We start from the raw sequence: 23,914 nt of genomic DNA, 5'->3' as shown, positions 1-23,914 counted from the left end.
GCCCCGTCAGGGGCTGCCATCATAGCCAGCCTGGCCGGCAGTGTGAAAGCGGGACCTGGGTGCCGACGCGCAGGATCAGCTCATGCGAGCTTGCAGCAGCGCATCTTTTTCCTGCCAGAGCTCGCTCACCCATTGCTGGAAGCGGGCACGGAACTCGGGATCGTTCTCGTAATCGCCGGTGGCTGTCCAGGCGGGGATCGCACGTTGCCAAATCACTACCTGTACCTGGTTCACGGCGCCGCCGAGAAAGGCCAGCAGGTTGCGGGAGGCAGCCGGCGGATAAATGATGGTCACATCCAGCAGCGTATCCAGCTTGCCGCCCATGGCTGCCAGCGCAAAGGCGGTGCCGCCGGCCTTGGGTTTGAGCAGGTACTGGTACGGCGATTGCTGCTGCGCCTGCTTGGCGGCGGTGAAGCGTGTGCCTTCGAAGAAATTCATCACCGAGGTGGGGAAGTGGGCAAACTTCTCGCACGCTTTGCGCGTGGTTTCCAGATCCTTGCCTTTCAATGCCGGGTTACGCTCGATCTGCTCGCGGGTGTGGCGCTGCATGAACGGGAAATCCAGCGCCCACCAGGCCAGCCCCAGTACCGGCACGCGAATCAGTTCTTGCTTGAGGAAGAACTTGAGCATCGGGATGCGGCGGTTGAATACTTTTTGCAAAATCAGGATATCTGCCCAGGACTGGTGATTGCTGGTGACCAGATACCAGCTGTTCTTGTCCAGCCCTTCGAGCCCTTCCACCTGCCAGTGTGGGCGGCTGATCAGTGTGATCAGGGTGTTGTTGACCCACATCCAGCTCTCGGCAACACGCACTAGGCCACGGGCAAGGGCGATCTGCGTTCGCTCATGGCGAATCACGAAGCGCGCCAGCGCCATCAGGAACAATGGGAAGGCCAGCACCAGTGTATTCAGGGTCAGGCCAAGCAGAACGAGAGATGCACGGATGTAATGCCAGATGTTCATACAGTTGTACATTAAGTCACGGAGCGGCAATGCTAGCGGAAAAGCGATGGGCTGTCCCGAGCGATAACGACCCGCTGGTCGCTCCGGTCAGGAAATTGAGCAGGGCTGTCATTGGCGCGCTTGCCGTAGCTCCTTATGCTGCTGGATCGGCAGCTGCGCTGGCTGCCTCCATCATCTGATTCGCTGTAAAGGATATTCCATGGCTGGTCCGCTTTCTTCTCTTAAAGTGCTGGATTTCAGCACCTTGCTTCCGGGGCCGTTCGGCACCCTGATTCTGGCTGATCTCGGCGCCGATGTGCTGCGTGTGGAATCTCCCACCCGGCCGGACATGGTACGCATGTTGCCGCCGATGGATCAGGGTATCTCGGCTGTGCACGGCTATCTGAACCGTTCCAAGCGCTCGCTGGCGCTGGATCTCAAACGGCAGGAAGCGGTGCAGGTGGTGCATCGGCTAGTACAGGATTACGACATCGTGGTGGAGCAGTTTCGCCCAGGGGTCATGGAGCGCCTGGGGGTCGGTTATGAGGCGTTGCGCGCCGTCAACCCCCGGCTGATTTATTGTTCCATCACGGGGTACGGGCAGGATGGCCCGTATCGGGATCGGGCAGGCCATGACCTCAACTATCTCGCCATCGCCGGTGTCACCTCGTACAACGGCCGGCAAGGCAGTGGCCCGGCGCCCATGGCCTTGCAGGCCGCGGATATCGCCGGCGGCTCGTGCCATGCCGTGATGGCGATTCTGGCGGCGGTGATTCATCGGCAGCAGACCGGCGAAGGCCAGCACATCGACATTTCCATGACCGACGCGGCCTTCAGCCTGCACGCGCTGACAGCGCCGCAGGCGCTGATCGGTGGCGACGATCCGCAACTGGAGCGCACACAGCTCAATGGCGGTTCGTTCTACGATTGCTATGAGACGCGTGACGGCAGATGGTTTTCCGTGGCCGGGCTTGAGCCGCAATTTTTCGTGCAGTTCTGCCAGGCGATTGGCCGGCCGCACCTGGCCGGCAAAGGGCTGGCAATGGCGCCGGAGATTGTGGCCGAACTCAAGGCCGAAATTCGCGAGGCCATGAAAGAAAAAGATTTTGCCGAATGGCAGGCCATTTTCACCGCGGTGGATGCGTGCGTGGAGCCGGTGCTCAGTGTTTCCGAAGCGGCACAGCACCCGCAGCTCGAAGCGCGTGGCATGGTTGTGGAGGTGCCGGCCGGCGACGGCGTGCAGCGCCAGGTGGCGTCGCCCTTCAAGTTCTCGAAAACACCGCCGAGCTATCGCTTTGCGGGCGGCCAGCCGGGAGCACATAGCGAGGCTGTGCTGGCCGAAGCCGGTTTTGATGAGGCGGCAATCGAGGCATTGCGGAAAAGCGGCGCGGTTTTATAAGCGAACGTGTGCGATGGTGCTGGTGGCCTGTATAGGTCGTCAGCGCTGACGCAACGATCTGCGCCGGCAAGTGTGCTGCGGCGCAGATTTTGCAAACCCCGGCTGGTGAGCGCTCCGGCCGCAGCTTATGCTGTAAGCGTTCTATCGGCGAGTAAGTGGTAGTGCTAAATACGGGAAGGCGCCTTCGCGCAACGCGTGCCGGGGGCACGGGGCGCGGCAGGTTATCGGGGCAGGGGCTTTGGTTGGCCCTGCTCTGGGCGGTAAGCGCCACTGCGGCGGCAGCCGAGGAGCGACCGTTAGTAACCGATCTGCCCGCCGTGTCTGGTGAGCCGGCCGAGCCAGCGGTCTTTCCCGAAATTCTCGAACCTGCCACAGAGTTGCCTCTGCATGATCCGGAAGGCTGGGTCGAGGAAGAGGATGGCTCGATGCTGCTGGAAACCGGCCCGCAGGGTGCTTATCGGGTGCCGATGGATTGCGACCCCTGGGCCAACGACCAACTGCGCTGGATTGATCGCACCCACCATGCTTTTTCCCGTGGCCTGTGCTGGCCGACCCAGTGGCTGGACGCGGTGTTTGGTGATGCGGACGACCAGACCCGCGAAGTGGCCGGCACCTCGGTGCGTATCGTCGGCGCGCAATTGCTTCAGGACAACGGCGAGCATGACAGCGATGTGCGCTTTCGCGTGCGTGTGCATTTGCCCGGCATCGAGCACCGGTTGAGCCTGATCTTTGCCAGTGAGCAGGATTTCGAGGACAAGAACGCCGGCCTCCAGGGCGCCCCCGAAATGACCGGCGAGGCCAGCAACGCAGCCAGGGCTGGCGTGCGGTGGGTGTTGCGCACCGCAGACAATATGGACATCGATATGGATGTCGGCGTGAGGTCACAGCTGAAGCTGTACTGGCGTGCTCGTTATCGCCAGCAGTACGCACTTACCGAATACTGGTCGGCACGGTTCGAGGAATCGGTTGACTGGCGTGACCCGAAAGGATTTCGCAGCCGCACCATTCTCAATTTTGACCGCCCGCTGAGCCGCCATCGTTTTTTTCGTCTGACAAGCTTTGCCGAAATCAGTGAGGAAAATATCGACGAAGGGCTCGGCTGGCATTTGCAGCAGAGCGCGGCGCTGGGTGTCGAGCTGACCAAGCGCCAGGCGTTGCGTTATCTGATCAGTGTGGATGGCTATACCCGGCCGACAACCCGTGCGGAAAATTACCGGGCCGCGGTGACCTATCGCCACAATATCTGGCGGCCCTGGTTCTTCTATGAAGTGGAGCCTTATCTGCTGTGGGCGCGGGAGCATGGCTTCAATACCATGCCCGGTATCGTGCTCAGGGTGGAGACGCTGTTCGGATTACGCTAGCCCACCGCAAAGGTGGGCTGCCTGGTTACACCCAGCTGGTGCGTTGCCGGTTGGCGCGGGATTTGAAATACCAGCCGAGCGTCATGCCACCAAATACCGTCGCCAGTGCGAACAGCCAGCCTTGAAAGGTGCGGTCGTTGCGCAGCATCGCGTTTTCCGCCTTCACCTGATCCAGCTCCGTGCGCAGCAGGCTGAGATCTTCGTTCAGCTTGCGGTTTGCCTGATCCAGGCGCAACGGATCGGCGGCGACTTGTTGCAATTGATCAAACTCCTGATTGCGCGAATCCAGATCGGCGCCCAGCGCTTGTGCCTGGCTGCTGAGCTGATCGCGCTCCTGGCTCACGGCAGCAAGCTGTTCGCGCACCTGTGTCAGTTCCCGGGTCAGTGTCTGGGTGCGTTGCTCGGCACGTTCCAGTTGCACCCGTGCGATGGGCTGGCGGCTGACATACTGTGCTTCGACCCATCCTTCGGTATCGCCGACGCGAATCTGCACCCAATCAGCCCCTTGTTCCCATTGCAGCACTTGCACCTGCGTGCCGGAGCGCAAGCCGCGATGCACAATACGAAAACCATTGCCGGCGCCAGCGCGTACCGGCACAAAGACGGTATCTCCGATCCAGCCGCTGGCGGCCAGCGCCGGGCGGGGTGCGGCCATGCCGGCACTGAACAGGATGGTGGCGATGGCCAGGCTGAAGAAAAAACGAAAGCGCATGAATTCGGACTCCCCTTGCGAGCGCGCGCAGTGTAGGTAAAAGCAGTTCGGTCAGGTCGTGATGGAGGTCACATCAAGGCAGAACTTTACGAAATGGCTTGACCGTCACCCGGGCATATACCCCGGCGCTGACGTAAGGATCCGCCTCAGCCCACTGGCGTGCGGCTTCCAGGCTGGAGAATTCTGCCACGATCAGCGAGCCACTATAGCCGGCGTCGCCGGGGTCGTCGGCATCCATGGCAGGGTGCGGGCCGGCCAGTTCCAGGCGGCCGGCGCTGTGCAATGCCTTCAGGCGCGCCACATGCTCGGGGCGCGCCGCAAGCCGTTTTTCCAGTGAGCCGGAGACATCTTCACTGATGATGGCGTAAAGCATTTTTCTGGCCTCCACAAAACTAGTCGCTATCATCTGCGCCGGGATCGGCCGGGCGCGCGCTGCGATCATGAAACAGGCGCTGGCGGTCAGTCTCGGGCAGGCGGTTATAAACGTAGAAAAACAGCGCGATATAAAACACGAAGTTCAGCACGGTAAAACCGATCAGCTTGAAATTCACCCAGAAGTCGGTGCTGAACGCATAGGCGATATAAATATTCAGCCCGCCCAGCAAGGAAAAATAGAGAATGAAGGCGATGTTCAGCGTGATCCAGTCACGCGGTTGCAGCTGCACCACATAGCCCAGCCCGCGTATCATCATGGCCTCGCACATGCGCTGTAGCAGCGAGCGCTCGCGCAGGAACAGGCCGATCAGCAGCGCCAGCGCCAGCACGCCATAAATGACGGTGGGCCGCCACTTGATGAACATTTCATCACGCAGCAGCAGTGTCAGCCCGCCGAACACCAGCGTCACCACAAACACCAGCAGGTGCATACGCTCCAGCTTGCGCCAGATCAGCCAGCCCGCCGCGATTTGCAGGGCGCTGGCCCCGAGAATGCCCCAGGTGGCAAGGTAGATATCCCTGCCTGACGCGAAGTAAAGGCCGAAGAATACAATCACCGGCAGATAATCAAACAGCTTTTTCATGCCAGAATCCCAGCTTGCGAAGCAATGATGGTAATGGATGCCTCTCGGGGTGAACAGCGAAGGCGCTCCGGGCGCCAGAGGGCGGCGGCGGGGCGGGATGCTGTCGTGGCGCTATTCAGGTTCTCCTCGCTGCTTTTCAGACGCGGCCCCGCGCTCGCCGGGTGCTGCCCCGATGCCGTGCTATACTGCCGCGCCTGTCAGCATAATGGCCGCCGTAGCGGTCGCGCTCTCGATGATCGACCAACCGGAACCAACGCATGCAACCGTGTTACGACTTCCACTGCCACAGCACCGCCTCCGACGGCACGCTCAGCCCGTCGCAGCTGGTGGCCCGCGCGGCGGCAGCCGGGGTAGAGATGCTGGCACTGACCGATCACGACACCCTGGCGGGGCTGCCGGAGGCGCAGCAGGCGGCGGCCGAGGCGGCAATCGAGCTGATTACCGGCATCGAGATTTCCAGCACCTGGAGCGGGCGCGAGCTGCATATTGTCGGCTTGAACATGCAGGCCGATCACCCTGACTTGCAGGCGCTGGTGGCGGCACAGCAGCAGGCGCGAGTGCGCCGGGCGGAATTGATCGGGCGCAAGCTGGACAAAGCCGCCGGGCTTGCCGGCAGCTACCAGCGAGCGGCCGACCTGGCGGGCACGGCAGCACCGGGCCGGCCGTGGTTTGCACGCATGCTGGTGGCCAGCGGGCGAGTGCGTGACGAGCAACATGCCTTCAATCGTTTTCTCAAGGCAGGGCAGTCTGCCTATGTAAACACCCCGTGGGTGCCGCTGGACGAGGCGGTGCAGGCACTGCGTGCGGCGGGTGGCGTTGCGGTGCTGGCGCATCCGGTGCGCTACGGCATGACGCGCCGCAAGCTGCGCCAGCTGCTGGCCGATTTCTGCGCAGCAGGTGGCCAGGGGCTTGAGGTGGCAATGCCGCGCCTGAACCCGGCCCAGCAGGCATTGCTGATCGAATGCTTGCGGGATTTCCCGCTGTATGCCTCCGGCGGTTCGGACTTCCACACACCAGCACAATATTGGCTGGAGTTGGGCCGCTTGCCGGCGCTGCCGGAGCAGGCGCGCCCTGTCTGGGAACTGTTTCAGGCGGCGTGAAGCCGCCGCGCTCGCGGTGCATTGCTGTGCACACTACAATGCGCTGATCGGACACTGACCGGGACAGCCTGCCATGACCAAGGTATTACATATTCATCCGGTATCGCCCCAGCCTCGTTTGCTGCGGGAGGCGGTCGAGGTGCTGCGCGGCGGTGGGTTGATCGCCTACCCCACAGACACCACCTATGCGCTGGGTTGCAGTATTGGCGAGAAAAGCGCGCTGGAGCGCCTGATCAGGCTGCGGCGGCTTGATGACAAGCACGAGTTCACGCTGTTGTGTGCGGATCTTTCTGTGCTGGCGCTGTACGCCAAGGTAGAAAACCCGGATTACCGCCTGCTCAAGGCCCACACGCCGGGCGCCTACACCTGGATTTTGCGCGGCACTCACGAAGTACCACGGCGGCTGATGCACCCGAAGAAACGCACCATCGGTATCCGTGTGCCGGACCATGCCATCTGTCAGGCGCTACTGGCCGAGCATGGCGAGCCGATCATGACGTCTACCCTGTTACTGCCGGGTGATGAGTACCCGCTCACCGACCCGGTGGACATACGCAATGTGCTGGATGGCCAGGTGGACATGATCCTGGATGGCGGCTTCGGCGGCCTGACGGAAACCACGGTTATCTCGCTGGTGGATGGTGACGGGCCAGAGGTCGTGCGGCAGGGTGCGGGGCCAGTGGAAAGCATCTTCTGAGCCAGCTTGCAGCGATTTGCTCATTTATCCGCCAATGGGGCCTGTTGCGGCCACTGTTGCATGGAACACAGGCCACCGGAGCCGCTATACTTGCCGTTTTGCGCCACCATCGCCTGCCGCCCGGCGGCCGGGGTTGTCCGTTTCTGTACCATCGTTGTCGTTTCAGGAGTCTGTCTTGAGCTCTGTGGTTTCCTCTCAGCGCGTATTATCCGGGATGCGGCCTACCGGCCGCCTGCATCTGGGGCATTACCACGGGGTGCTGAAAAACTGGGTACGGTTGCAGCACGAATACGAGTGCTTCTTTTTTGTCGCCGACTGGCACGCACTGACCACCGAATACGAGCATCCGCAGTCCATCGAGCAGGCGGTCTGGGAAATGGTCATCGACTGGCTGGCGGCGGGCGTCAATCCCGGTGCGGCGACATTGTTCGTGCAATCGCGCGTGCCGGAACATGCGGAGCTGCATTTACTGTTGTCCATGATGACGCCGCTTGGCTGGCTGGAGCGTGTGCCGACCTACAAGGATCAGCAGGAAAAGCTCAAGGAAAAGGATCTCGCCACTTACGGATTTCTGGGTTATCCGCTGTTGCAGTCGGCCGACATCCTGATGTATCGCGCCGGCCAGGTGCCGGTGGGCGCAGACCAGGTGGCGCATATCGAGATTACGCGAGAAGTGGCCCGCCGCTTCAATCATCTGTACGGCCGCGAGCCGGGATTCGAGGAAGCCGTTGCCGCTGCCATTCGCAAGATGGGCAAGAAGCAGGCGCGGGTGTATCAGGATCACCGCCGCAAGTATCAGGAGCAGGGTGACGAGCAGGCGCTTGAGACGGCGCGTGCGCTGGTGCTCGGGCAACAGAACATCACCCTGGGCGATCGCGAGCGGCTGTTGGGTGATCTTGAGGGCGGCGGCAAGGTGATCCTGCCGGAGCCGCAGGCGCTGTTGACGCCGGCTTCGAAAATGCCGGGCCTGGATGGGCACAAGATGTCCAAGTCCTACGGCAACTTCATCAGCCTGCGCGAAGAGCCAGATAGTGTCGATGAAAAAATTCGCCGTATGCCCACCGATCCGGCGCGAGTGCGCCGCACCGATCCGGGCAATCCCGAGCACTGCCCGGTCTGGCAGCTGCACCAGGTATATTCCGACGACCAGACCCGGCAATGGGTGTGGGAAGGCTGCACCACGGCCGGCATCGGCTGCCTGGATTGCAAGAAGCCTGTGATCGACGCTGTGCAGGCGGAGCTGGAGCCGATCCGGCGCCGCGCCGAGGAGCATGCACGCGATCCTGATCTGGTGCGCAGTATCGTCGCGGATGGTTGTGAAGAAGCACGCGAGGCGGCCCGTGCCACGCTTGAGGAAGTGCGAACCGCAATGGGCCTGAATTATCGCTGAGCCGCTCTCGGGCGGCACGGCAGGGCAGAGGTTTCCGAGGCACACCGATGACGGATGACACAACGGTCACTGATAGCGAAGACGGCGCAGCGCTTGCACTGGCGGCGGATGCCGAGGCCGCGTCAGTGCCTGTGGCCGAGGCCGGCCCGAACGGGCCGCGCCAGGAAGAAATGCCTTTCGGGCTGATGTATGGGCAGGCGATCACCAAACTGCCGGATGATCTGTATATCCCGCCCGACGCCCTGGAAGTGTTTCTGGAAGCCTTCGAGGGCCCGCTGGATCTGCTGCTGTATCTGATCAAGCGGCAAAACCTGGATATTCTGGATATTCCGGTCGCGCAAATTACCCAGCAATACATGAAATATGTAGAGCTGATGAAGGCGCTCAATTTCGAGCTGGCGGCAGAATATCTGGTCATGGCCGCGCTGTTGGGCGAGATCAAATCGCGCATGCTGCTGCCGCGCCCGAAAGCAGAGGAAGAGGCGGACGAAGAAGATCCCCGCGCGGAGCTGATCCGGCGGTTGCAGGAGTACGAACGTTTCAAGAAGGCGGCCGAAGATATCGACGCTCTGCCGCGCCTGGAGCGGGATATTTTTCCGGCGTCAGCGCGGCGGCCGGATTTCGTGCGCGAACGGCCCGAGCCGGATGTCGATCTGCGCGAGTTGCTGCTGGCATTCAAGGATGTGCTGCACCGGGCGGATATGTTCGAAAGCCATCTCATCTCCCGTGAAAAGCTCTCCACGCGGGAACGCATGGCCAGCGTGCTGGAGCGGCTCAAGGGCCGGGAGTTTGTGCCGTTTGTCTCGCTGTTCCCGCTCGACGAAGGCCGTGCCGGTGTGGTCGTGACTTTTCTGGCAGTGCTGGAACTGGTCAAGGCATCGCTGATCGAACTGATCCAGACCGAGGCGTTCACACCGATCCACGTCAAAGCCAGAATGGTAGTGCTGGAAGAGGGCGTGCTGGAAGACAGCGATAGCGACGACGATCTGTTGCCGCAGATCACGTCGGCGGATGAGTAATCGGAAGATCATTCGGTAATACCGGCGCAAGCCAACGAAGCAGACAGCATAACGAGGTGCACCAGTGGAAGCGGATCAGATCAAGTGCATTGTCGAAGCGGCTATATTCGCCGCGGACGCCCCCCTGGATCGGGATGGCATGTTGATGCTGTTTGACGAGGCAGACCGGCCCGACAAGGCGATGCTGGGCAAGGTGCTGGAAGATCTCGCCAGTGACTATCAGGGCCGCGGTGTCGAACTGCGCGAAGTCGCCTCGGGGTTTCGCTTTCAGGCGCGCCCTGAGATGGGCCCCTGGGTGAGCCGGCTGTGGCAGGAAAAAGCACCGCGATACAGCCGGGCGATTCTGGAAACGCTGGCCTTGATGGCCTACCGGCAGCCGATCACCCGTGGCGAGATCGAGGAAATCCGGGGGGTGGCCGTCAGCACGCAGATTATCAAGACACTGCTGGAGCGGGGCTGGGCGAGGGTGGTTGGCCATCGTGATGTGCCCGGCCGCCCGGCCATGTACGCCACCACGCGGCAGTTTCTGGATTATTTTGATCTCAAGAGCCTGGAAGACCTGCCGTCGCTGGCCGAGATCAAGGATCTGGACAAGCTGAATCAGGAGCTGGCGCTGGATGATGCACCGCCAGCGGCAGCGGTTGATGCTGCAGAAGATGCTGCACAAAGTGAATCGCAAGGCGCCGACGAGCAGCAAGAGCAGCCGCACGACCCCCTGGCCGAGGGAGTGGACGAAGGGGAGCCAGACATCGACGAGTCCGAACTGCTGGACATGGACAAGGTGGATGCATTGCTGGCGGAATTTGACGCCCAGTATCGCAAGAAACCTGCGTCGCCAAAGGAGGCCATTGAAGCGGAAGGCGAAACAGCCACCGCTGGAGCCGATAACGACGATGAGTGAGAAACTGCAAAAAGTGCTGGCCCGTACCGGGCTGGGCTCTCGCCGCGAACTGGAAACCTGGATTGCGGCCGGGCGTGTATCCGTCAATGGCAAGATCGCCACATTGGGCGATCGTGTCGAAGCAGAGGATGTAATTCGAGTGGATGGGCATATTGTCCGCACCCAGGACCCCGACGAAGTTGAACGTCGGGTAATTATTTACCACAAGCCACCAGGAGAGGTGTGCTCGCGTAATGACCCGGAAGGACGCCCGACAGTATTCGATAACCTGCCGCGCCTGAAAGGCACCCGTTGGGTGCAAGTCGGGCGCCTGGATATCAATACCTCCGGGTTGCTGCTGTTCACCACGGATGGCGAGCTGGCGCACCGGTTGATGCACCCGTCGAACGGCTTTGTGAGGGAATATGCCGTGCGCGTGCATGGCGAACTGACACCGGAAAAGCGCGAGGCAATGCTCGCGGGCGTGATGCTGGAAGATGGCATGTCGCGTTTCCAGAGCGTGGTGGATGCCGGTGGTGCCGAGGAAGGTGCCAACCGCTGGTATCGCGTCTCGCTGGTGGGCGGAAAATACCGGGAAGTCCGGCGCCTGTTCGCCTCCCAGGAGCTGGAAGTGGCGCGGCTGATCCGCATCCGCTTTGGTGATCTGACATTGCCGCCACAGCTCCGCCAGGGCCGCTGGATGGATCTCGACCCGGCTGAAGTAGAGCGGCTGGCAAAAAAAGTGGATCTCAAAGGCAAGCAGTACACTGGCCTGTACGGCCGTGCCCGGTTGCGCGCCCAGCGCAGCGGCGACAAGCCCCCTCGCCGGCGACGCAGCCCTTATCGTCGCTGAGTTTTCCGCCCGGGCCTGTAGATTGCAGGCCCGAACTGCCCGGTTTTTCAAGGTTTCACCGATCCCGCCACGGGTTGAGCAGTAGCGCCAGAACTCCTTTGTTGCAGGCCAGTCTGTACTCAGACATGCGCAACAGAAGGAAAGGTCATGCTATTGAAAAAGCCGCTGCTTCAGGTGTGGCTGTGTGGCGCCGCGTTCGCCTGCCTGCCCGGCGCATCTTTCGCCGAGCGGGCCGAGCGAATCTACAGCGACGCTCAATTGCACTACGTCAACTTCGTTCAGGAAACAGATGGCATGGAGGCGCTGTTCAAGGCCATGGATGAGGCACGTATCCAGGATGTGGCGATCATGGGTCTGGGCGTGGCGAAAAAATGGGAAGAATCGGCGCCCCGCGAACCGCGTTATTACATGGGTGATGAAGCACCGGTGTATTACTACAGTGCCACCGACGCGCTGCTGGCGGAGGCAATCCAGACATTGCCGGGCCAGCAACGGGAACGGCTTCACCCCTTTATTGCCGGTTTCAATCCCACTGACATGAATGCTGTCCGGCATGTGGAGCTGATGCTGGAAATGTATCCCGACCTGTGGAAAGGCATTGGTGAAATTCTCACACGACATGATGATCTGACCGCCTTGACCAAAGGCGAGACACCACGTGCCAATCATCCGGCACTGGATGCTGTTTACGAGCTCGCAGCCGAACGTTCGCTGCCAGTGATCCTGCACAGCAACCTGACGTCAAAACGCGAGCGAGAGCCCATTTATCGGCAAGAACTGAAAGAGGCGCTCGCGGCACATCCGCAGACCCGATTCATCTGGGCGCACGCGGGCACCAGCGCTGAAATTCACCGATATCAGGGCAAGATAAAGAATCTGGATACCATCGTCGGCGAGTTGCTTGCTGCGCACGATAATCTGTACATCGACCTTTCCTGGACGGTGCTGGAGCCGTATCTGCTGGAAGAGGGCGTGCCGACGCCGCGCTGGCTCGCGTTGGTGGAGCAGTACCCGGATCGTTTTATGATTGGCACCGATCTGGTTGGCCGCTTTGGCAATCTTGGCAAGAATATCCAGGGCTTTGACCGGTTTCTGGATGCGTTGCCGCAAGAAGTGGCCGACAAAGTAGCACGCACCAATTTGCTGGCGCTGTTACCGGAGCATGATTGAACGGCCAAGGTTAAAAAGGGTTCATCGTCGGTTTAAGTGGAGCCATTTCCAATATCCGCGAAAGCACCAATGGGTTGTCCAAAATGCCGAGCTTTTTGCTCCCCTCTCCCCTTGTGGGACAAGCGAAGCGCAGAACAGCCGCAGGCTGGCCCGAAGGGTGAGCGAAGCGAATAAGGGGCTGGGGGAGAGGGGGCGACGAACTTTCAGCTGTCACGACATCTGCTACATGTTGCACTACTTTCAATTCTCTTCAGTTGAAATTTCTATAAAAATCACACAGAAGAAAATCCCGAGCGCTAGCCAGTTCCGTTCCTGGTCAAGTGCGAGTATCTATTTCCTGCCATAATCTCCCCCTCTCCCCAACCCCTCTCCCACAAGGGGAGAGGGGCTCAAAAGGTTCATCGTCGATTTGGGTGGAGCTATTTCGGCTATCCGAGAAAGTACCAATGGGTTGTCCAGAATGCCGATATTTTTGCTGCCCCTCTCCCTAGTGAAGCAGGCTAAGCGCAGAACAGCCGAAGGCTGGCCCGAAGGGTGAGCGAAGCGAATAAGGGGCTGGGGAGCGGGGATAAAAAAACCGGCGCCCGAAGGCGCCGGCTCTCTCCCGAGTGAAACGCTGTTCTTACAGCTTATGTATCCAGCTTAGCGGCGCTCTTCCACCGTACCCGTGACAATCGCCTCGACGCGACGGTTCTTTTCACGGCCTTCGCGCGTGTCGTTGTCGGCAATCGGCTCACGCTCGCCTTTACCGACGACGGTGATGCGGCTGTCATCCACGCCTTCGCTTGTCAGCAACTGGCGAGCTGCCTCGGCGCGACGCTCCGACAGATACTGGTTGTACTCTGCTGGCCCGATGCTGCAAGTGTGGCCTTCCAGCGTGACCGACGTCTGCGGGTTCTGATTCAGGAAACGCGCTGCGGAGAGCAGGTCAGCACGATTGCTGGCGCTGATGGTAGCGTCATCGAACGCAAATTGTGCCGTGTGAGTTTCGTCCACCTGGCGGCGTACTACCTGAGGCTCTCGCGGTGCCGGCGCCGGTGGAGGCGTGGGCTCGGCGCGTGGTGTCGGCTCCAGCTGGGTCACTTCCTGTGTGGCGCCACGCTCACGCACGCCGAACAGCAAGTTCAGTGCGGCATAGGCCTGGCCATGCCAGCGGTCGTTATCAATGCTGTAGGGAGCGCGTGCGCCCACATCGAGCATCAGATTGCGGAACAGGCGAGTTTGCATGCCCAGCTCGGGCGCGGCGATGGTTTCGCGATGTTTGTCGCTGCCACTGACGTCAGCCTCGACCCACATCTCACCTGCTGCGAGGCCGGCGTACGGCTCAAAGCCCAGGAACGAGCTCTCACTGAAGTGGAAGCGGCCGCTGACGAGGGGCAGGGTGATATCGCGGTCTGGGCCGGGGTTGTTGCCACGACGCTCGGTGTCACCTTCAACATAGGAAAGCTCGACCGACCAGCGCGGGCTGAAGCGGTAGCCAATCTGGCCGCCGTACAGCGCGTGATCATCCAGCCGAGGTGAAGAGATTTTGTCGTCGTACCACAACCGGGCGCCCTGACCACCGATGTAGCCGGCACGCTCCAGCGTATTGGGGGCAGCCGAAACGGCTGTGGCGGTGCCAAACGCAGACGTGGCAATGATGCAGGCAGAAAGCAATTTAATGCGCATAACTGTTTCCTTGATCCGGTCCGTGGGTAAAGCTTCGCTATTGTGAGGAGATGACAGTTGCGCGGTAAATACAGGGACAAGATATAAAATGAAAAATTACAAAGCGTTGCGAAGTGTTGATTTATCGCAGTAATATTTTACGAATTTTGTGTGATGCGCTGCGCATATTGCACTGGAATATCTTTTTTTCAGGGTAATTTCATCAGTCGGCCCACAATTGCAGGCACGGCAGTTTCAACTCGCAGAATGCGCTGGCCGAAACTGTGGCAGGCAAAACCGGCCTTGCGCAGCATATCCACTTCGTAAGGCGTCCAGCCGCCTTCGGGGCCGACTGCCAGCGTAACCTGTTGCGCCAACCCTGCAGGTAGTGAAGGGTGCTCGCCGGGGTGGGCAAGCAGTCGCAGGCTGTGCTGTGACAACGCGGGCAGGCGATCTTCGACAAAGGGACGAAAGCGTTGTTCAAGTGCCAGCGTCGGCAGCACAGTGTCGCACGCCTGTTCCAGTCCAAGAATCATTTTTTCAAATAACAGAGATTGTTTGAGTTCCGGCGTTTGCCAGAAACTTTTTTCCACTTTGAAGCTGTTCAGCAAAATAATTTTCTTGATGCCCAGGCTGGTGGCATCAATGAGAATACGCTTGAGCATTTTGGGGCGCGGCAGGGCCAGGATCAGCGTCAGTGGCAGGGACGGCGGGGCAACCTGATCGCCCTGAAAACGAAAGTGCTGCATGTGACCATCGTCGGAAAGCAACTCGGCTGTGCCGATAGGCCCGTTCAGTATCCCTGCAGGCACCCGTTGGCCGGGCACCAGCGCACGCACCCGGCGCAGATGTTCGGCGCGGCGGCCGGAGATCTGCCAGAGGGCATCATCGAGCTGGTCGTCAGGGTGCAGCAGCAGCAGGTTCATGGCGCGCATTATTCCACAGGCGGTGCGGCACGGCACGGTTGACATGATGCATCAGCTCGGTGGGCGCATTCGACTTGCGATCAGCCGCGCCCTTGCTACAGTAGCAGCCTATCAATAGACAGCCTGCGGGCCACCCGTGGTGGCGCGCGCCGGACAAGACAGTCGGAGATTGAGCATGCAGTTCCAGGGCACAGAGCAATATGTAGCCACAGAAGATCTGAAAATGGCGGTAAACGCCGCCATCGCCTTGCGCCGGCCGTTGCTGATCAAGGGCGAGCCGGGCACCGGTAAGACGTTGCTGGCAGAGCAGGTGGCGGCATCTCTGGGGCTGCGGCTGCTGAGCTGGAATATCAAATCTACCACCAAGGCGCAGCAGGGCCTGTATGAATACGATGCAGTTTCCCGGCTGCGCGATTCGCAGCTCGGGGCAGAGGGCGTCGAGGACGTCGCCAACTATCTCAAGAAGGGCAAGCTCTGGGAGGCATTTGAAGCCGATGAGCAGGTGGTTTTGCTCATCGACGAGATCGACAAGGCCGATATCGAGTTTCCCAACGACCTGCTGCAAGAGCTGGATCGCATGGAGTTCTACGTCTACGAGACGCAGACACTGGTCAAGGCGAAACAGCGGCCGATCGTGATCATCACTTCGAACAATGAGAAGGAGCTGCCGGATGCATTCCTGCGCCGGTGCTTCTTCCACTACATCAATTTCCCCGACGCAGAAACGATGATGAAGATCATCGACGTGCATTACCCGGATATCAAGCAAAGCCTGGTGAAAGAGGCAATGGAGATCTTTTTTGATCTGCGCAAGGTGCCGGGCCTGAAAAAGAAGCCCACCACCTCCGAGCTGATCGACTGGCTCAAGCTGCTGCTGGCGGATGATATCCCCGACGACATCCTGCGCAATCGCGATACCCGCAAGGCGATTCCGCCCCTGTACGGCGCGCTCATCAAGAACGAGGCCGATGTGCAGCTGCTGGAGCGTCTGGCCTTCATGAGCCGCCGGGAAGGCTGATAACCATGCTGGTACGCTTTTTCGAGGCGCTGCGCGAGCACCGTGTGCCCGCCACATTGCGCGAGCTGCTCGATCTCCACGAAGCCATGTCGCAGCACCTGGCCTTTGGCAGCGTGGATGATTTCTATCTGCTCTCTCGCGCCATCATGGTCAAGGATGAAAAATACTACGACCGCTTTGATCGTGCTTTCGATGCGTATTTCAAAGGGCTGGAAACGGTTGATCCAGACTGGTTCAGCAAAGCTATTCCGGACGAGTGGTTACGCAAGGAAATCGAGAAAAGCCTGTCGCCGGAGGAGCTGGCCGCCTTGCAGAAGCGGGGCAGCCTGGAAGAGCTGCTGGAAGAGTTTCGCAAGCGCCTGGAAGAACAGCACGAGCGTCATCAGGGTGGTAACAAGATGATCGGCACGGGCGGCACGTCGCCGTTTGGTGCTTTTGGCGCGCACCCGGAAGGCATTCGCATGGCCGGGGCGTCACGCAATAAAAGCGCGGTGAAAGTCTGGGAAAAGCGCGAATACCGCAACCTGGACGATTCCGTGGAGCTGGGTGTGCGCAATATCAAGCTCGCCTTGCGCCGGTTGCGCAAGTTCGCTCGCACGGGCAGGGCGGAAGAGCTGGATCTTGATGACACTATCGCCTCGACCGCTCGCAATGCCGGGTTGCTGGATATCCGTATGCGCCCGGAGATGGAAAACCGCGTCAAGGTGCTGCTCTTCTTTGATATCGGCGGCTCCATGGACCCGTATATTCGCCTGTGCGAAGAGCTGTTTTCCGCGGCCCGCTCCGAGTTCAAGCACATGGAGCACTATTACTTCCATAACTTCATTTATGAGTACGTCTGGAAGGACAATCGCCGCCGCTGGGACGAGAAAATCCCCACCTGGGACGTGTTGCACAAATATGGCTCGGACTACCGGGTGATTTTTGTCGGTGACGCGGCCATGAGCCCCTATGAAATCAATTCTGTCGGCGGCAGTGTCGAGCATTGGAACGAAGAGCCCGGCGCGGTGTGGATGCAGCGCCTGACAAATACCTTCGAAAAAGTCATCTGGCTGAACCCCGAGCCGCGCCGCACCTGGGATGGCACGACGTCCAATGTCTGGACACGGCAGCTGCTGGAAGACCGCATGTACCCGCTCACGCTTGAAGGCATTGATGAGGCGATTCGCTATTTGAGTCGTTAAGTCGTGTTGAGGAAGAAAGGCGGGCAGCTGGCCGCGCTGCCCGCACCATCCATATCAGCCAGCGTCCTGCTCACGCTGCGCGGCGGCAGCCAGGCGCTCCTGTTTGCGGCGTGACAATATCCATACGAAGAATACCGGGATGAACAGCACGCCCAGCGCCGTGGCCGCGAGCATTCCGCCGATGACGCCGGTGCCGATGGCGCGCTGGCTGGCGGCGCCGGCGCCGGTTGCCAGGGCCAGTGGCATGACGCCGAGCATGAAGGCCAGTGACGTCATGATGATGGGCCGGAAGCGCAGTCGTGCGGCTTCCACGGCCGCGTCCGTCAGGCTCTTGCCCTCGGCATACAGATCCTTGGCGAATTCGATGATAAGGATCGCGTTTTTTGCCGCCAGACCGATGATGGTGATCAGGCCGACCTTGAAGTACACATCATTGGGCATGTTCAGCAGGGTGACGGCGAGCACCGCGCCCAGCGCACCGATCGGAACGATCAGGATGACCGAGAGCGGAATCGCCCAGCTTTCATAGAGCGCCACCAGCAGCAGGAACACCACGATCAGTGACAGGGCCAGAAGCATCGGGGCTTGTGCCCCGGCGACTTTTTCCTGGAAGGAAAGCCCTGTCCACTCATAGCCTACGCCGTGAGGCAGTTCGCTGATGATGCGCTCGATTTCCGCCATGGCGGCGCCACTGCTGTAGCCGGGTGCGGCATCGCCGGAAATCTTGAAGGCGGGGTAGCCGTTGTAGCGTACGAATTGAACAGGGCCATTCTCCCACTCCAGCTCGACGAAGGCAGAGAGTGGCACTTGCTCACCAAGGCGGTTGGGCACATAAAGCCGCATCGCATCTTCCGGTGTCATGCGGTTGTCCACATCGGCCTGCACAACCACTTTTTGCATCCGGCCATGGTTGGTGAATTCGTTGATCATGGCCGAGCCGAAGGCGCTGGAAAGGGTCGAGGCAATGGCATCAAAGCCGACGCCCAGTGTCTCGGCTTTCTGCCGGTCAATATGCAGGCGCAACTGCGGGGCGTCTTCAAGGCCCTCGACCATGGCATAGGCGATGATCGGCGAGCTGTTGGCTTTTTGCAGCAGTTCGTTGCGCGCACCCAGCAAGGCTTCACGGCCCAGGCTGCCACGATCCTGCAAGCGCAGTGCAAAGCCGCCGGAGGTGCCGAGGCCGGAGATCGAGGGTGGCTGCACGGCGAAAATATTGCCATCGGCAATGCCGGCCAGCGTCTGGTTGGCAAGCTGTGCTTCGGCGGCAACGGATTCCGCCGGACCACGCTCGGCCCAGTCTTTCAGTGTGGGGAAGGCGAGTGCCGCGTTTTGCCCCATTCCTGAGAAACTGAAGCCCATCACGGAGACGATGCTGTCGACACTTGGCCGTGAAAGGAAATGATCTTCCATTGCGGCGACTGTTTTTTCCGTGCGTGGTGTCGTGGCGCCCGGTGGCAACTGCACATCAACAATCATGAAGCCCTGGTCTTCATCGGGCAGGAACGCTTCCGGCAGCCGCAGATAGGAAAATGCCAGCACCCCGACAATAGCGACATAGACAAGCATGAAGCGGCCAGAGCGCCGCACCAGGCTACCTGTGGTGCGCTGGTAGCCCTGCGTCAGACGACTGAAGCGGCGGTTGAACCAGCCAAAGAAACCTTTCTTTTCGATATGGCCGTTCGGGTTGGGCTTGAGCAGCGTGACACAGAGCGCGGGTGTCATGCTCAGCGCGAGGAAGCCGGAGAACAGGATCGATACGGCGAGCGACAGCGAAAATTGCTCGTAGATGACACCGACCGAGCCGCCCATGAAGGCGAGCGGAAAAAAGACGGCCGAGAGCACCAGTGTGATGCCGACGATGGCACCGGTAATCTGCTTCATTGCCTTGCGGGTGGCTTCCTTCGGTGGCAGCCCTTCCTCTGCCATGATGCGTTCGACGTTTTCGACCACCACGATGGCGTCATCCACCAGAATACCGATGGCCAGCACCATGCCGAACATGGTCATCATGTTCACGGAGAAACCGAGCACGGACATCACGGCAAAAGTGCCGAGCAGACACACCGGCACCACCAATGTCGGGATCAATGTGTAGCGCAGGTTCTGGAGGAACAGGAACATCACCAGGAACACCAGCAGGATCGCTTCGAACAGGGTGGCGACTACCTTCTTGATGGCCACGTCGACAAAGATCGAGGTGTCATAAGGGATGGAGTATTCCATATCGGCGGGAAACAGTGCCGACAGTTCCTCCAGCCGTTCTTTGACAGCGGTCGCCGTAGCGATGGCATTTGCGTCAGATGTAAGTTGAACCGCAGCGGCCGCAGCGGGACGCCCGTTGAGCCGGGAGCTGAAGCGGTATTCTTCACGGCCCATTTCTACCCGTGCCACATCGCCAAGGCGTACTGCGGAGCCATCGGGGTTGGCGCGCAGCACGATATCGGCAAATTCCTGCGGGGTTTCCAGCGTGCCCTGAACGATCAAGGTGGCGGTGAGTTCCTGCTCGCTGGAGCCGGGCTGCTCACCGAAGCTGCCGGCGGGCACTTGTACGTTCTGCGCTGCAATGGCGCGGTTGACGTCATTGATGGAGAGATCGTAACCAACCAGCTTCGACGGATCGATCCAGACACGCATGGCACGCTCGGAAGCGAACAGCTGTACGCGGCCAACGCCGGGCAGGCGGCGGATTTCGTTATTGATATTTCGTGCGGCATAGTCCGCAAGGCCGACGGGATCCTTGTCGCCATCTTTATAACTCAAGGCGTAAATCAGCAAGAAGTTGCTGCTGGCCTGCTCCACATGCAGCCCTTGCTGCAACACCGGTTGCGGCAGGCGCGGCTCGGCGCGCTTGATGCGGTTTTGCACATCGACCTGCGCCATGTCCGGGTCGGTGCCCGGCTCGAAGGTGATGCTGATTTCGGCCATGCCGTTGGAGCTGCTGGAAGATTCGTAATACAGCAGGCCCTTGGCGCCGTTGAGCTCCTCCTCGATAAGGCTGGTCACCGTCTCGTTGAGAATGGTGGCGGAGGCACCGGGGTAGGTGGCGTAGATCATGATTTGTGGCGGCGCCACATTGGGATACTGGGCCACGGGCAGCGAGGGAATCGCCAGCAAGCCGGCCAGGCAGATAAAGAGCGCCACCACGAAGGCAAAGTTGGGGCGATTGATAAAGAACTGCGGCATGCTCTTTCCTTTTCGTTGACAAGCGGTCGGGAGAAAACGGCCGGCGCAGGCCGGCCCCTGGCAGCTGGTTTACTCGGCTATGCCACTGTCAGCCTGGTCGACAAGCACCGGCTCGACGGTCATGCCGGGCTGAAAGCCGGTGACGCCATCGACGATCACCTGCTCGCCCCGCTCGAGCCCCGAGCGCACCTGCCACTGGCTGCCTCGCATTACTCCCAGTGTCACCTCGCGCTCCTGTACAACGTTATCCGTGCCCACGACCAGCACCTTGGGAATGCTGTCGGTGCCACGCCGTATCGACCGCTGGGGAACAAATACTGCAGAAGGTTCCACACCCAGCTCGGTCTGGACGCGCACATACATGCCGGGCAGCAGCACCATATCCGGGTTTGGCAATTCGGCACGCAGCGTCACCTGGCTGGTGCTCGGATCTACTGTTACATCCGAAAACAGCAGCCGGCCCTGCAAGGTGTAGCCCTGCTGCCCGAGCGTTACCTGCACCCGGGCGCTGCCGTCTTCCTGTAGCTCCAGACGGCCATCGGCTGCCGCAGCGCGCAGGCGCAGCAAGTCATCCACGGATTGCGTGAAATCGGCGTAGATCGGATCCAGCTGCTGGATGCGCGCCATCGGCGTGGCTTCGCCCTGGCCGACCAATGCACCTTCGGTCACCAGCGCCCGGCCGATGCGGCCGTCAATAGGTGCCTTCACGGTGGCGTAATCCAGGTTGAGCCGAGCGGTCTGCAAGGCTGCTTCGGCGGACAGTTTTTCAGCTTGCGCGGCTTTCTGTGCCGCCACGGCGTTGTCGTACTCATGTTGGCTGACGGTGCTGGTTTCGAGCAGGCGGCCGTAGCGACGCACCAGATTATCGGCCTGATACACATTGGCCTCGGCACGCGCCACCGCGCCTCGCGCTTGCGCCACAGCGGCTTCCAGCGGGGCCGGGTCTATACGAAACAGCACGTCGCCGGCCTTCACGTCGGCGCCTTCTTCGAACAGCCGCTCCAGCACGATGCCGGGTACCCGTGCCCGCACCTCGGCGGTGCGTGCAGGTTCAATGCGGCCCGGCAGATCGCTGGTGAGCATGTGTGCGGCAGGCGTGATCAGTTGCACCTGTGCCTGAGGCACTGCCTGCTCCGGCGGTGTTGGTTCGGGCTGGCAGCCGGCCAGCGACAGGGGAATCAGCAGAACGGAAAGAAGTCGAAGGGCGTGCCGCGCGGCCATGGCGAAGTTCCTTGGTCTGAATGAAGGGCTGGTAGTTGCACCTTGCGTGCTGAAGGGGTCAGAATGATACATCAGAGAGCCAAATGAAGCAAAATTGATTCATTGGCGTAGCAGTGTACACTCCAGCGCTGCGGGCGGGCTGTTCACAGTCCGCAGCAAGAATCCTGCGCGAGTTTGCCCGATAGCGCCACCATCCGGAATGAATATGACACTCACGACCGAAGATGCCTTGCTCCGTTCCCTTGCGCGCACTCTGACAGAGAACGCCGGTGCCACATTGCAGGAAATGGCCACGGCAGCCGGAGTGAGCCGGGCAACCCTGTATCGTTTCGCCGCCACGCGAGAGCAATTGCTGGATGCAGTGCAAAAACACGTGCTGGAGGTCATGGCGCGAATCCTTGATGCCGCCGGGCTGGATAGCCGGCCACCGCTGGAAGCGCTGCGTCAGTTGATCGCCAATTATATCGAGGAACGCGAATTCTGTGCGTTCATGATCAGCCAGTTCGATCCCTACATAAAACGCAATGCGGTGGCGCCGTTCCCGGAAGAATGCCAGGTTTTCGAGGAGCGGCTGGATCAGTTTTTTCAGCGCGGGCAGGCAGCCGGCGCCTTTCGCAGCGATATGCCCAGCCGTTGGCTGACTGATCTGTTTTTCGGTTTTATTTTTACCCTGTGCGAATCCGAATATAGGGGCCGGATCGCACGAGTGGACATGCCGCAGCTGTTTGAAGGCATGTTTCTTCAGGGTGCAATGGCCTGATGAATGGCCTGATGGGTGACCTGAAGTAAAGAGGCCGCCGCCCGATGGCTGCTACCCGTTCACGGGACAGGCAGCGGCTACCGCTTACGCCGGCACAGGCTGCGCCATACTGTATCCAGCCCCAATATGAGCACCAGGCTCAACCCGGTCAGCGGAAATACGATCAGCAGCGCTGCGGTGACGAGAACAGTATTGCGCGCCCGGGGTGCGCTGATGGTGCGCGGTGCGCCCAGACTGCCCTGGGGCCGGCGGCGCCACCACATCACCACGCCAGTGATGACCAGCGCAATGATGGCAATGCAGGTCAGAAGCATGATCAATTGATTCGCCCGCCCCCAGTAGTTGCCCATGTGAACCGCCACGCCCCATTCGACTGCTTTCGCAGCGGCGCCGTAATCCTGAAAACGGATATCGGCCAGCACCTCGCCAGTGAACCGGTCCACATGAAGGGTGTGCTGGCCTTCTGGGCGGTCAGGGTAGGTGTAGGCGCTGTACAGGTGCTGCCCATCCAGTGGTAGCGAAAGTCGATAAGCGCTCGCCATACCGTGTTGCGCCAGAATCGCCGTTGCTCGATCAACACCGATATCGGTGCGCTGTGCCGGTGGCAGATGAGCATGCGCTCCGGCGGGCAGCGGCGCCTGTTCAAGTGCCCAGGGCGCTTCGCCCAGCGTATCCACCATGGTGGTCCGGGTGCTGCTGTGATGACGCAGCGCTGGCGGATAGCCCAGCCCGAGGGCATTGGTTACTGGTTGCAACACCATGCCACCCCACACCGTCGCCCATGGCAGCCCGCTGAGAATCAGAAACAGGATCAGCGCCGCTGCATAAAAGCCGGTGAAGCGGTGCACCTCCCGCCAGAACCGGCGCCCGCGCAGCGCCAGCCGTGGCAGCAACCGGCCGCCGGCGTCATTACCGCGTGGCCACCATAGGTACAGTCCGGTGATGATCAGTACCACCGCCCAGCAGGCAGCCAGTTCGACGATGGCATCGCCCACATTGCCCAGCATCAGCGAGCCGTGAAAGACATCAGCAAAACCGACCAGTGTGCGGGTATAAATGAACTGGCCCAGTATTTCGGCGGTGCCGGGATCGACAAAAGCGCGAAAAGGCTCGCCTTCGGCGGGCGTGACAAACAGCATGGCGCTGCGGCCTGCTGTCGTCGGCATGTCGATGCGTGTGACGGCGCTGCCTGGCCACTGCTGCTCGACGGCGCCGATCAGCATGCTGGCAGGCTGCTGTGGCGTCGTGTGGCTGCTGTTGGCAAAGCGCAGCTCGGGATAAATCAGATCGTTGAGTTCGTCATTGAAAAGATAAATGGCGCCGGTGACAGAGAGCATGAGCAAAAACGGCGCCGTGAACAGGCCGGCGTAAAAATGCCAGCGCCACAGTGCGGCGTAGCGAGGGTAGGGGCGTGCCGTGGCCTGGTGGGTCAT

21 protein-coding genes are annotated in these 23,914 nt (G+C 60.6%); 12 read left to right on the top strand and 9 right to left on the bottom strand.

The window, feature by feature from the left end; translation table 11 throughout:
- Positions 1–75: 75 nt before the first annotated feature.
- Positions 76–963: a 1-acylglycerol-3-phosphate O-acyltransferase, YihG family gene (yihG, locus tag MU846_RS02670; RefSeq protein ID WP_246948045.1), complete on the bottom strand. Its 888-nt coding sequence runs from the start codon at positions 961–963 to the stop codon at positions 76–78.
- A gap of 199 nt (positions 964–1,162) precedes the next feature.
- Here yihG and MU846_RS02665 point away from each other — a divergent pair, with 199 nt between their 5' ends.
- A complete protein-coding gene (locus tag MU846_RS02665; protein ID WP_246948042.1) occupies positions 1,163–2,341 on the top strand; it encodes a CaiB/BaiF CoA transferase family protein in 1,179 nt (392 codons plus the stop codon).
- Positions 2,342–2,583: 242 nt separating this feature from the next.
- Complete coding sequence (locus MU846_RS02660; protein WP_246948039.1) at positions 2,584–3,702, top strand: hypothetical protein; 1,119 nt, start codon at positions 2,584–2,586, stop codon at positions 3,700–3,702.
- Between the two features lie 25 nt (positions 3,703–3,727).
- Here MU846_RS02660 and MU846_RS02655 read toward each other — a convergent pair whose 3' ends face one another.
- From MU846_RS02655 to MU846_RS02645, 3 genes are all read right to left on the bottom strand, one after another.
- On the bottom strand, positions 3,728–4,414 hold the full coding sequence (locus MU846_RS02655) for a TIGR04211 family SH3 domain-containing protein (protein WP_246948036.1): 687 nt from the start codon (positions 4,412–4,414) through the stop codon (positions 3,728–3,730).
- A 73-nt stretch (positions 4,415–4,487) separates the two neighbouring features.
- Positions 4,488–4,787 (bottom strand): YciI family protein, encoded by a 300-nt coding sequence (locus MU846_RS02650; protein ID WP_246948033.1) that lies wholly within the window; start codon positions 4,785–4,787, stop codon positions 4,488–4,490.
- A 19-nt stretch (positions 4,788–4,806) separates the two neighbouring features.
- The gene (locus tag MU846_RS02645) at positions 4,807–5,433 is read right to left on the bottom strand and encodes an inner membrane-spanning protein YciB (protein WP_246948030.1); all 627 of its coding nucleotides are present in this window, start codon (positions 5,431–5,433) and stop codon (positions 4,807–4,809) included.
- A gap of 257 nt (positions 5,434–5,690) precedes the next feature.
- On the opposite strand from MU846_RS02645, the gene MU846_RS02640 reads away from it, so the two are divergent.
- The 7 genes from MU846_RS02640 to MU846_RS02610 all read left to right on the top strand — a co-directional run bounded on the left by MU846_RS02640 (position 5,691) and on the right by MU846_RS02610 (position 12,542).
- Positions 5,691–6,533 carry a PHP domain-containing protein gene (locus tag MU846_RS02640; RefSeq protein WP_246948028.1) on the top strand — a complete coding sequence of 281 codons (843 nt, stop codon included), beginning with the start codon at positions 5,691–5,693 and terminating at the stop codon, positions 6,531–6,533.
- A gap of 73 nt (positions 6,534–6,606) precedes the next feature.
- Complete coding sequence (locus MU846_RS02635; protein WP_246948025.1) at positions 6,607–7,230, top strand: L-threonylcarbamoyladenylate synthase; 624 nt, start codon at positions 6,607–6,609, stop codon at positions 7,228–7,230.
- 175 nt (positions 7,231–7,405) lie between these two features.
- On the top strand, positions 7,406–8,620 hold the full coding sequence (locus MU846_RS02630) for a tryptophan--tRNA ligase (protein WP_306799184.1): 1,215 nt from the start codon (positions 7,406–7,408) through the stop codon (positions 8,618–8,620).
- 47 nt (positions 8,621–8,667) lie between these two features.
- Positions 8,668–9,639 (top strand): segregation and condensation protein A, encoded by a 972-nt coding sequence (locus MU846_RS02625; RefSeq protein ID WP_371738492.1) that lies wholly within the window; start codon positions 8,668–8,670, stop codon positions 9,637–9,639.
- A 64-nt stretch (positions 9,640–9,703) separates the two neighbouring features.
- Positions 9,704–10,540: an SMC-Scp complex subunit ScpB gene (gene scpB, locus MU846_RS02620; protein WP_246948019.1), complete on the top strand. Its 837-nt coding sequence runs from the start codon at positions 9,704–9,706 to the stop codon at positions 10,538–10,540.
- Positions 10,533–11,372, top strand: a complete 840-nt coding sequence (gene rluB / locus MU846_RS02615; protein ID WP_246948011.1) for a 23S rRNA pseudouridine(2605) synthase RluB — start codon at positions 10,533–10,535, stop codon at positions 11,370–11,372. Before scpB ends, rluB begins: the two co-directional genes overlap by 8 nt.
- Before the next feature lie 147 nt (positions 11,373–11,519).
- Complete coding sequence (locus MU846_RS02610) at positions 11,520–12,542, top strand: amidohydrolase family protein (protein WP_246948004.1); 1,023 nt, start codon at positions 11,520–11,522, stop codon at positions 12,540–12,542.
- A 642-nt stretch (positions 12,543–13,184) separates the two neighbouring features.
- Here the strand turns inward: MU846_RS02610 and MU846_RS02605 are convergent.
- Together MU846_RS02605 and MU846_RS02600 are read right to left on the bottom strand one after the other, a co-directional pair.
- Positions 13,185–14,210, bottom strand: coding sequence for an OmpA family protein (locus MU846_RS02605; protein WP_246948003.1), 1,026 nt, complete (start codon positions 14,208–14,210; stop codon positions 13,185–13,187).
- A 188-nt stretch (positions 14,211–14,398) separates the two neighbouring features.
- Complete coding sequence (locus MU846_RS02600) at positions 14,399–15,160, bottom strand: 16S rRNA (uracil(1498)-N(3))-methyltransferase (RefSeq protein ID WP_246948002.1); 762 nt, start codon at positions 15,158–15,160, stop codon at positions 14,399–14,401.
- A gap of 130 nt (positions 15,161–15,290) precedes the next feature.
- Between MU846_RS02600 and MU846_RS02595 the strand changes: the two genes are divergently transcribed.
- Together MU846_RS02595 and MU846_RS02590 are read left to right on the top strand one after the other, a co-directional pair.
- The gene (locus tag MU846_RS02595; RefSeq protein ID WP_246948001.1) at positions 15,291–16,133 is read left to right on the top strand and encodes an AAA family ATPase; all 843 of its coding nucleotides are present in this window, start codon (positions 15,291–15,293) and stop codon (positions 16,131–16,133) included.
- Between the two features lie 5 nt (positions 16,134–16,138).
- Complete coding sequence (locus MU846_RS02590; protein WP_246948000.1) at positions 16,139–17,317, top strand: vWA domain-containing protein; 1,179 nt, start codon at positions 16,139–16,141, stop codon at positions 17,315–17,317.
- Positions 17,318–17,371: 54 nt separating this feature from the next.
- Here MU846_RS02590 and MU846_RS02585 read toward each other — a convergent pair whose 3' ends face one another.
- Complete coding sequence (locus MU846_RS02585; RefSeq protein WP_246947998.1) at positions 17,372–20,500, bottom strand: multidrug efflux RND transporter permease subunit; 3,129 nt, start codon at positions 20,498–20,500, stop codon at positions 17,372–17,374.
- A 69-nt stretch (positions 20,501–20,569) separates the two neighbouring features.
- Positions 20,570–21,721: an efflux RND transporter periplasmic adaptor subunit gene (locus MU846_RS02580; RefSeq protein WP_246947993.1), complete on the bottom strand. Its 1,152-nt coding sequence runs from the start codon at positions 21,719–21,721 to the stop codon at positions 20,570–20,572.
- Positions 21,722–21,926: 205 nt separating this feature from the next.
- Between MU846_RS02580 and MU846_RS02575 the strand changes: the two genes are divergently transcribed.
- Positions 21,927–22,481 (top strand): TetR/AcrR family transcriptional regulator, encoded by a 555-nt coding sequence (locus MU846_RS02575; RefSeq protein WP_246947991.1) that lies wholly within the window; start codon positions 21,927–21,929, stop codon positions 22,479–22,481.
- 77 nt (positions 22,482–22,558) lie between these two features.
- Here the strand turns inward: MU846_RS02575 and MU846_RS02570 are convergent, their stop codons facing one another.
- Positions 22,559–23,914 carry a PepSY-associated TM helix domain-containing protein gene (locus MU846_RS02570; RefSeq protein WP_246947989.1) on the bottom strand — a complete coding sequence of 452 codons (1,356 nt, stop codon included), beginning with the start codon at positions 23,912–23,914 and terminating at the stop codon, positions 22,559–22,561.

This window comes from Alcanivorax quisquiliarum, from assembly GCF_023051175.1.
In the GTDB taxonomy this organism is placed as follows: Bacteria; Pseudomonadota; Gammaproteobacteria; order Pseudomonadales; family Alcanivoracaceae; genus Isoalcanivorax; species Isoalcanivorax quisquiliarum.
The sequence above is the reverse complement of the archived record's forward strand: the minus strand, read 5'-3'. Positions and strand labels throughout refer to the sequence as shown.

Bases quoted from the DNA above. Each gene is read 5' to 3' on its own strand.
- MU846_RS02575 (WP_246947991.1), top strand. From the start codon at position 21,927: ATGACACTCACGACCGAAGATGCCTTGCTCCGTTCCCTTGCGCGCACT.
- MU846_RS02585 (WP_246947998.1), bottom strand. From the start codon at position 20,500: ATGCCGCAGTTCTTTATCAATCGCCCCAACTTTGCCTTCGTGGTGGCG.
- MU846_RS02570 (WP_246947989.1), bottom strand. From the start codon at position 23,914: ATGACCCACCAGGCCACGGCACGCCCCTACCCTCGCTACGCCGCACTG.
- MU846_RS02655 (WP_246948036.1), bottom strand. From the start codon at position 4,414: ATGCGCTTTCGTTTTTTCTTCAGCCTGGCCATCGCCACCATCCTGTTC.
- MU846_RS02605 (WP_246948003.1), bottom strand. From the start codon at position 14,210: ATGCGCATTAAATTGCTTTCTGCCTGCATCATTGCCACGTCTGCGTTT.
- MU846_RS02665 (WP_246948042.1), top strand. From the start codon at position 1,163: ATGGCTGGTCCGCTTTCTTCTCTTAAAGTGCTGGATTTCAGCACCTTG.
- rluB (WP_246948011.1), top strand. From the start codon at position 10,533: ATGAGTGAGAAACTGCAAAAAGTGCTGGCCCGTACCGGGCTGGGCTCT.
- MU846_RS02640 (WP_246948028.1), top strand. From the start codon at position 5,691: ATGCAACCGTGTTACGACTTCCACTGCCACAGCACCGCCTCCGACGGC.
- MU846_RS02625 (WP_371738492.1), top strand. From the start codon at position 8,668: ATGACGGATGACACAACGGTCACTGATAGCGAAGACGGCGCAGCGCTT.
- yihG (WP_246948045.1), bottom strand. From the start codon at position 963: ATGAACATCTGGCATTACATCCGTGCATCTCTCGTTCTGCTTGGCCTG.
- MU846_RS02590 (WP_246948000.1), top strand. From the start codon at position 16,139: ATGCTGGTACGCTTTTTCGAGGCGCTGCGCGAGCACCGTGTGCCCGCC.
- MU846_RS02595 (WP_246948001.1), top strand. From the start codon at position 15,291: ATGCAGTTCCAGGGCACAGAGCAATATGTAGCCACAGAAGATCTGAAA.
- MU846_RS02635 (WP_246948025.1), top strand. From the start codon at position 6,607: ATGACCAAGGTATTACATATTCATCCGGTATCGCCCCAGCCTCGTTTG.
- MU846_RS02645 (WP_246948030.1), bottom strand. From the start codon at position 5,433: ATGAAAAAGCTGTTTGATTATCTGCCGGTGATTGTATTCTTCGGCCTT.
- MU846_RS02650 (WP_246948033.1), bottom strand. From the start codon at position 4,787: ATGCTTTACGCCATCATCAGTGAAGATGTCTCCGGCTCACTGGAAAAA.
- MU846_RS02580 (WP_246947993.1), bottom strand. From the start codon at position 21,721: ATGGCCGCGCGGCACGCCCTTCGACTTCTTTCCGTTCTGCTGATTCCC.
- MU846_RS02600 (WP_246948002.1), bottom strand. From the start codon at position 15,160: ATGTCAACCGTGCCGTGCCGCACCGCCTGTGGAATAATGCGCGCCATG.
- MU846_RS02610 (WP_246948004.1), top strand. From the start codon at position 11,520: ATGCTATTGAAAAAGCCGCTGCTTCAGGTGTGGCTGTGTGGCGCCGCG.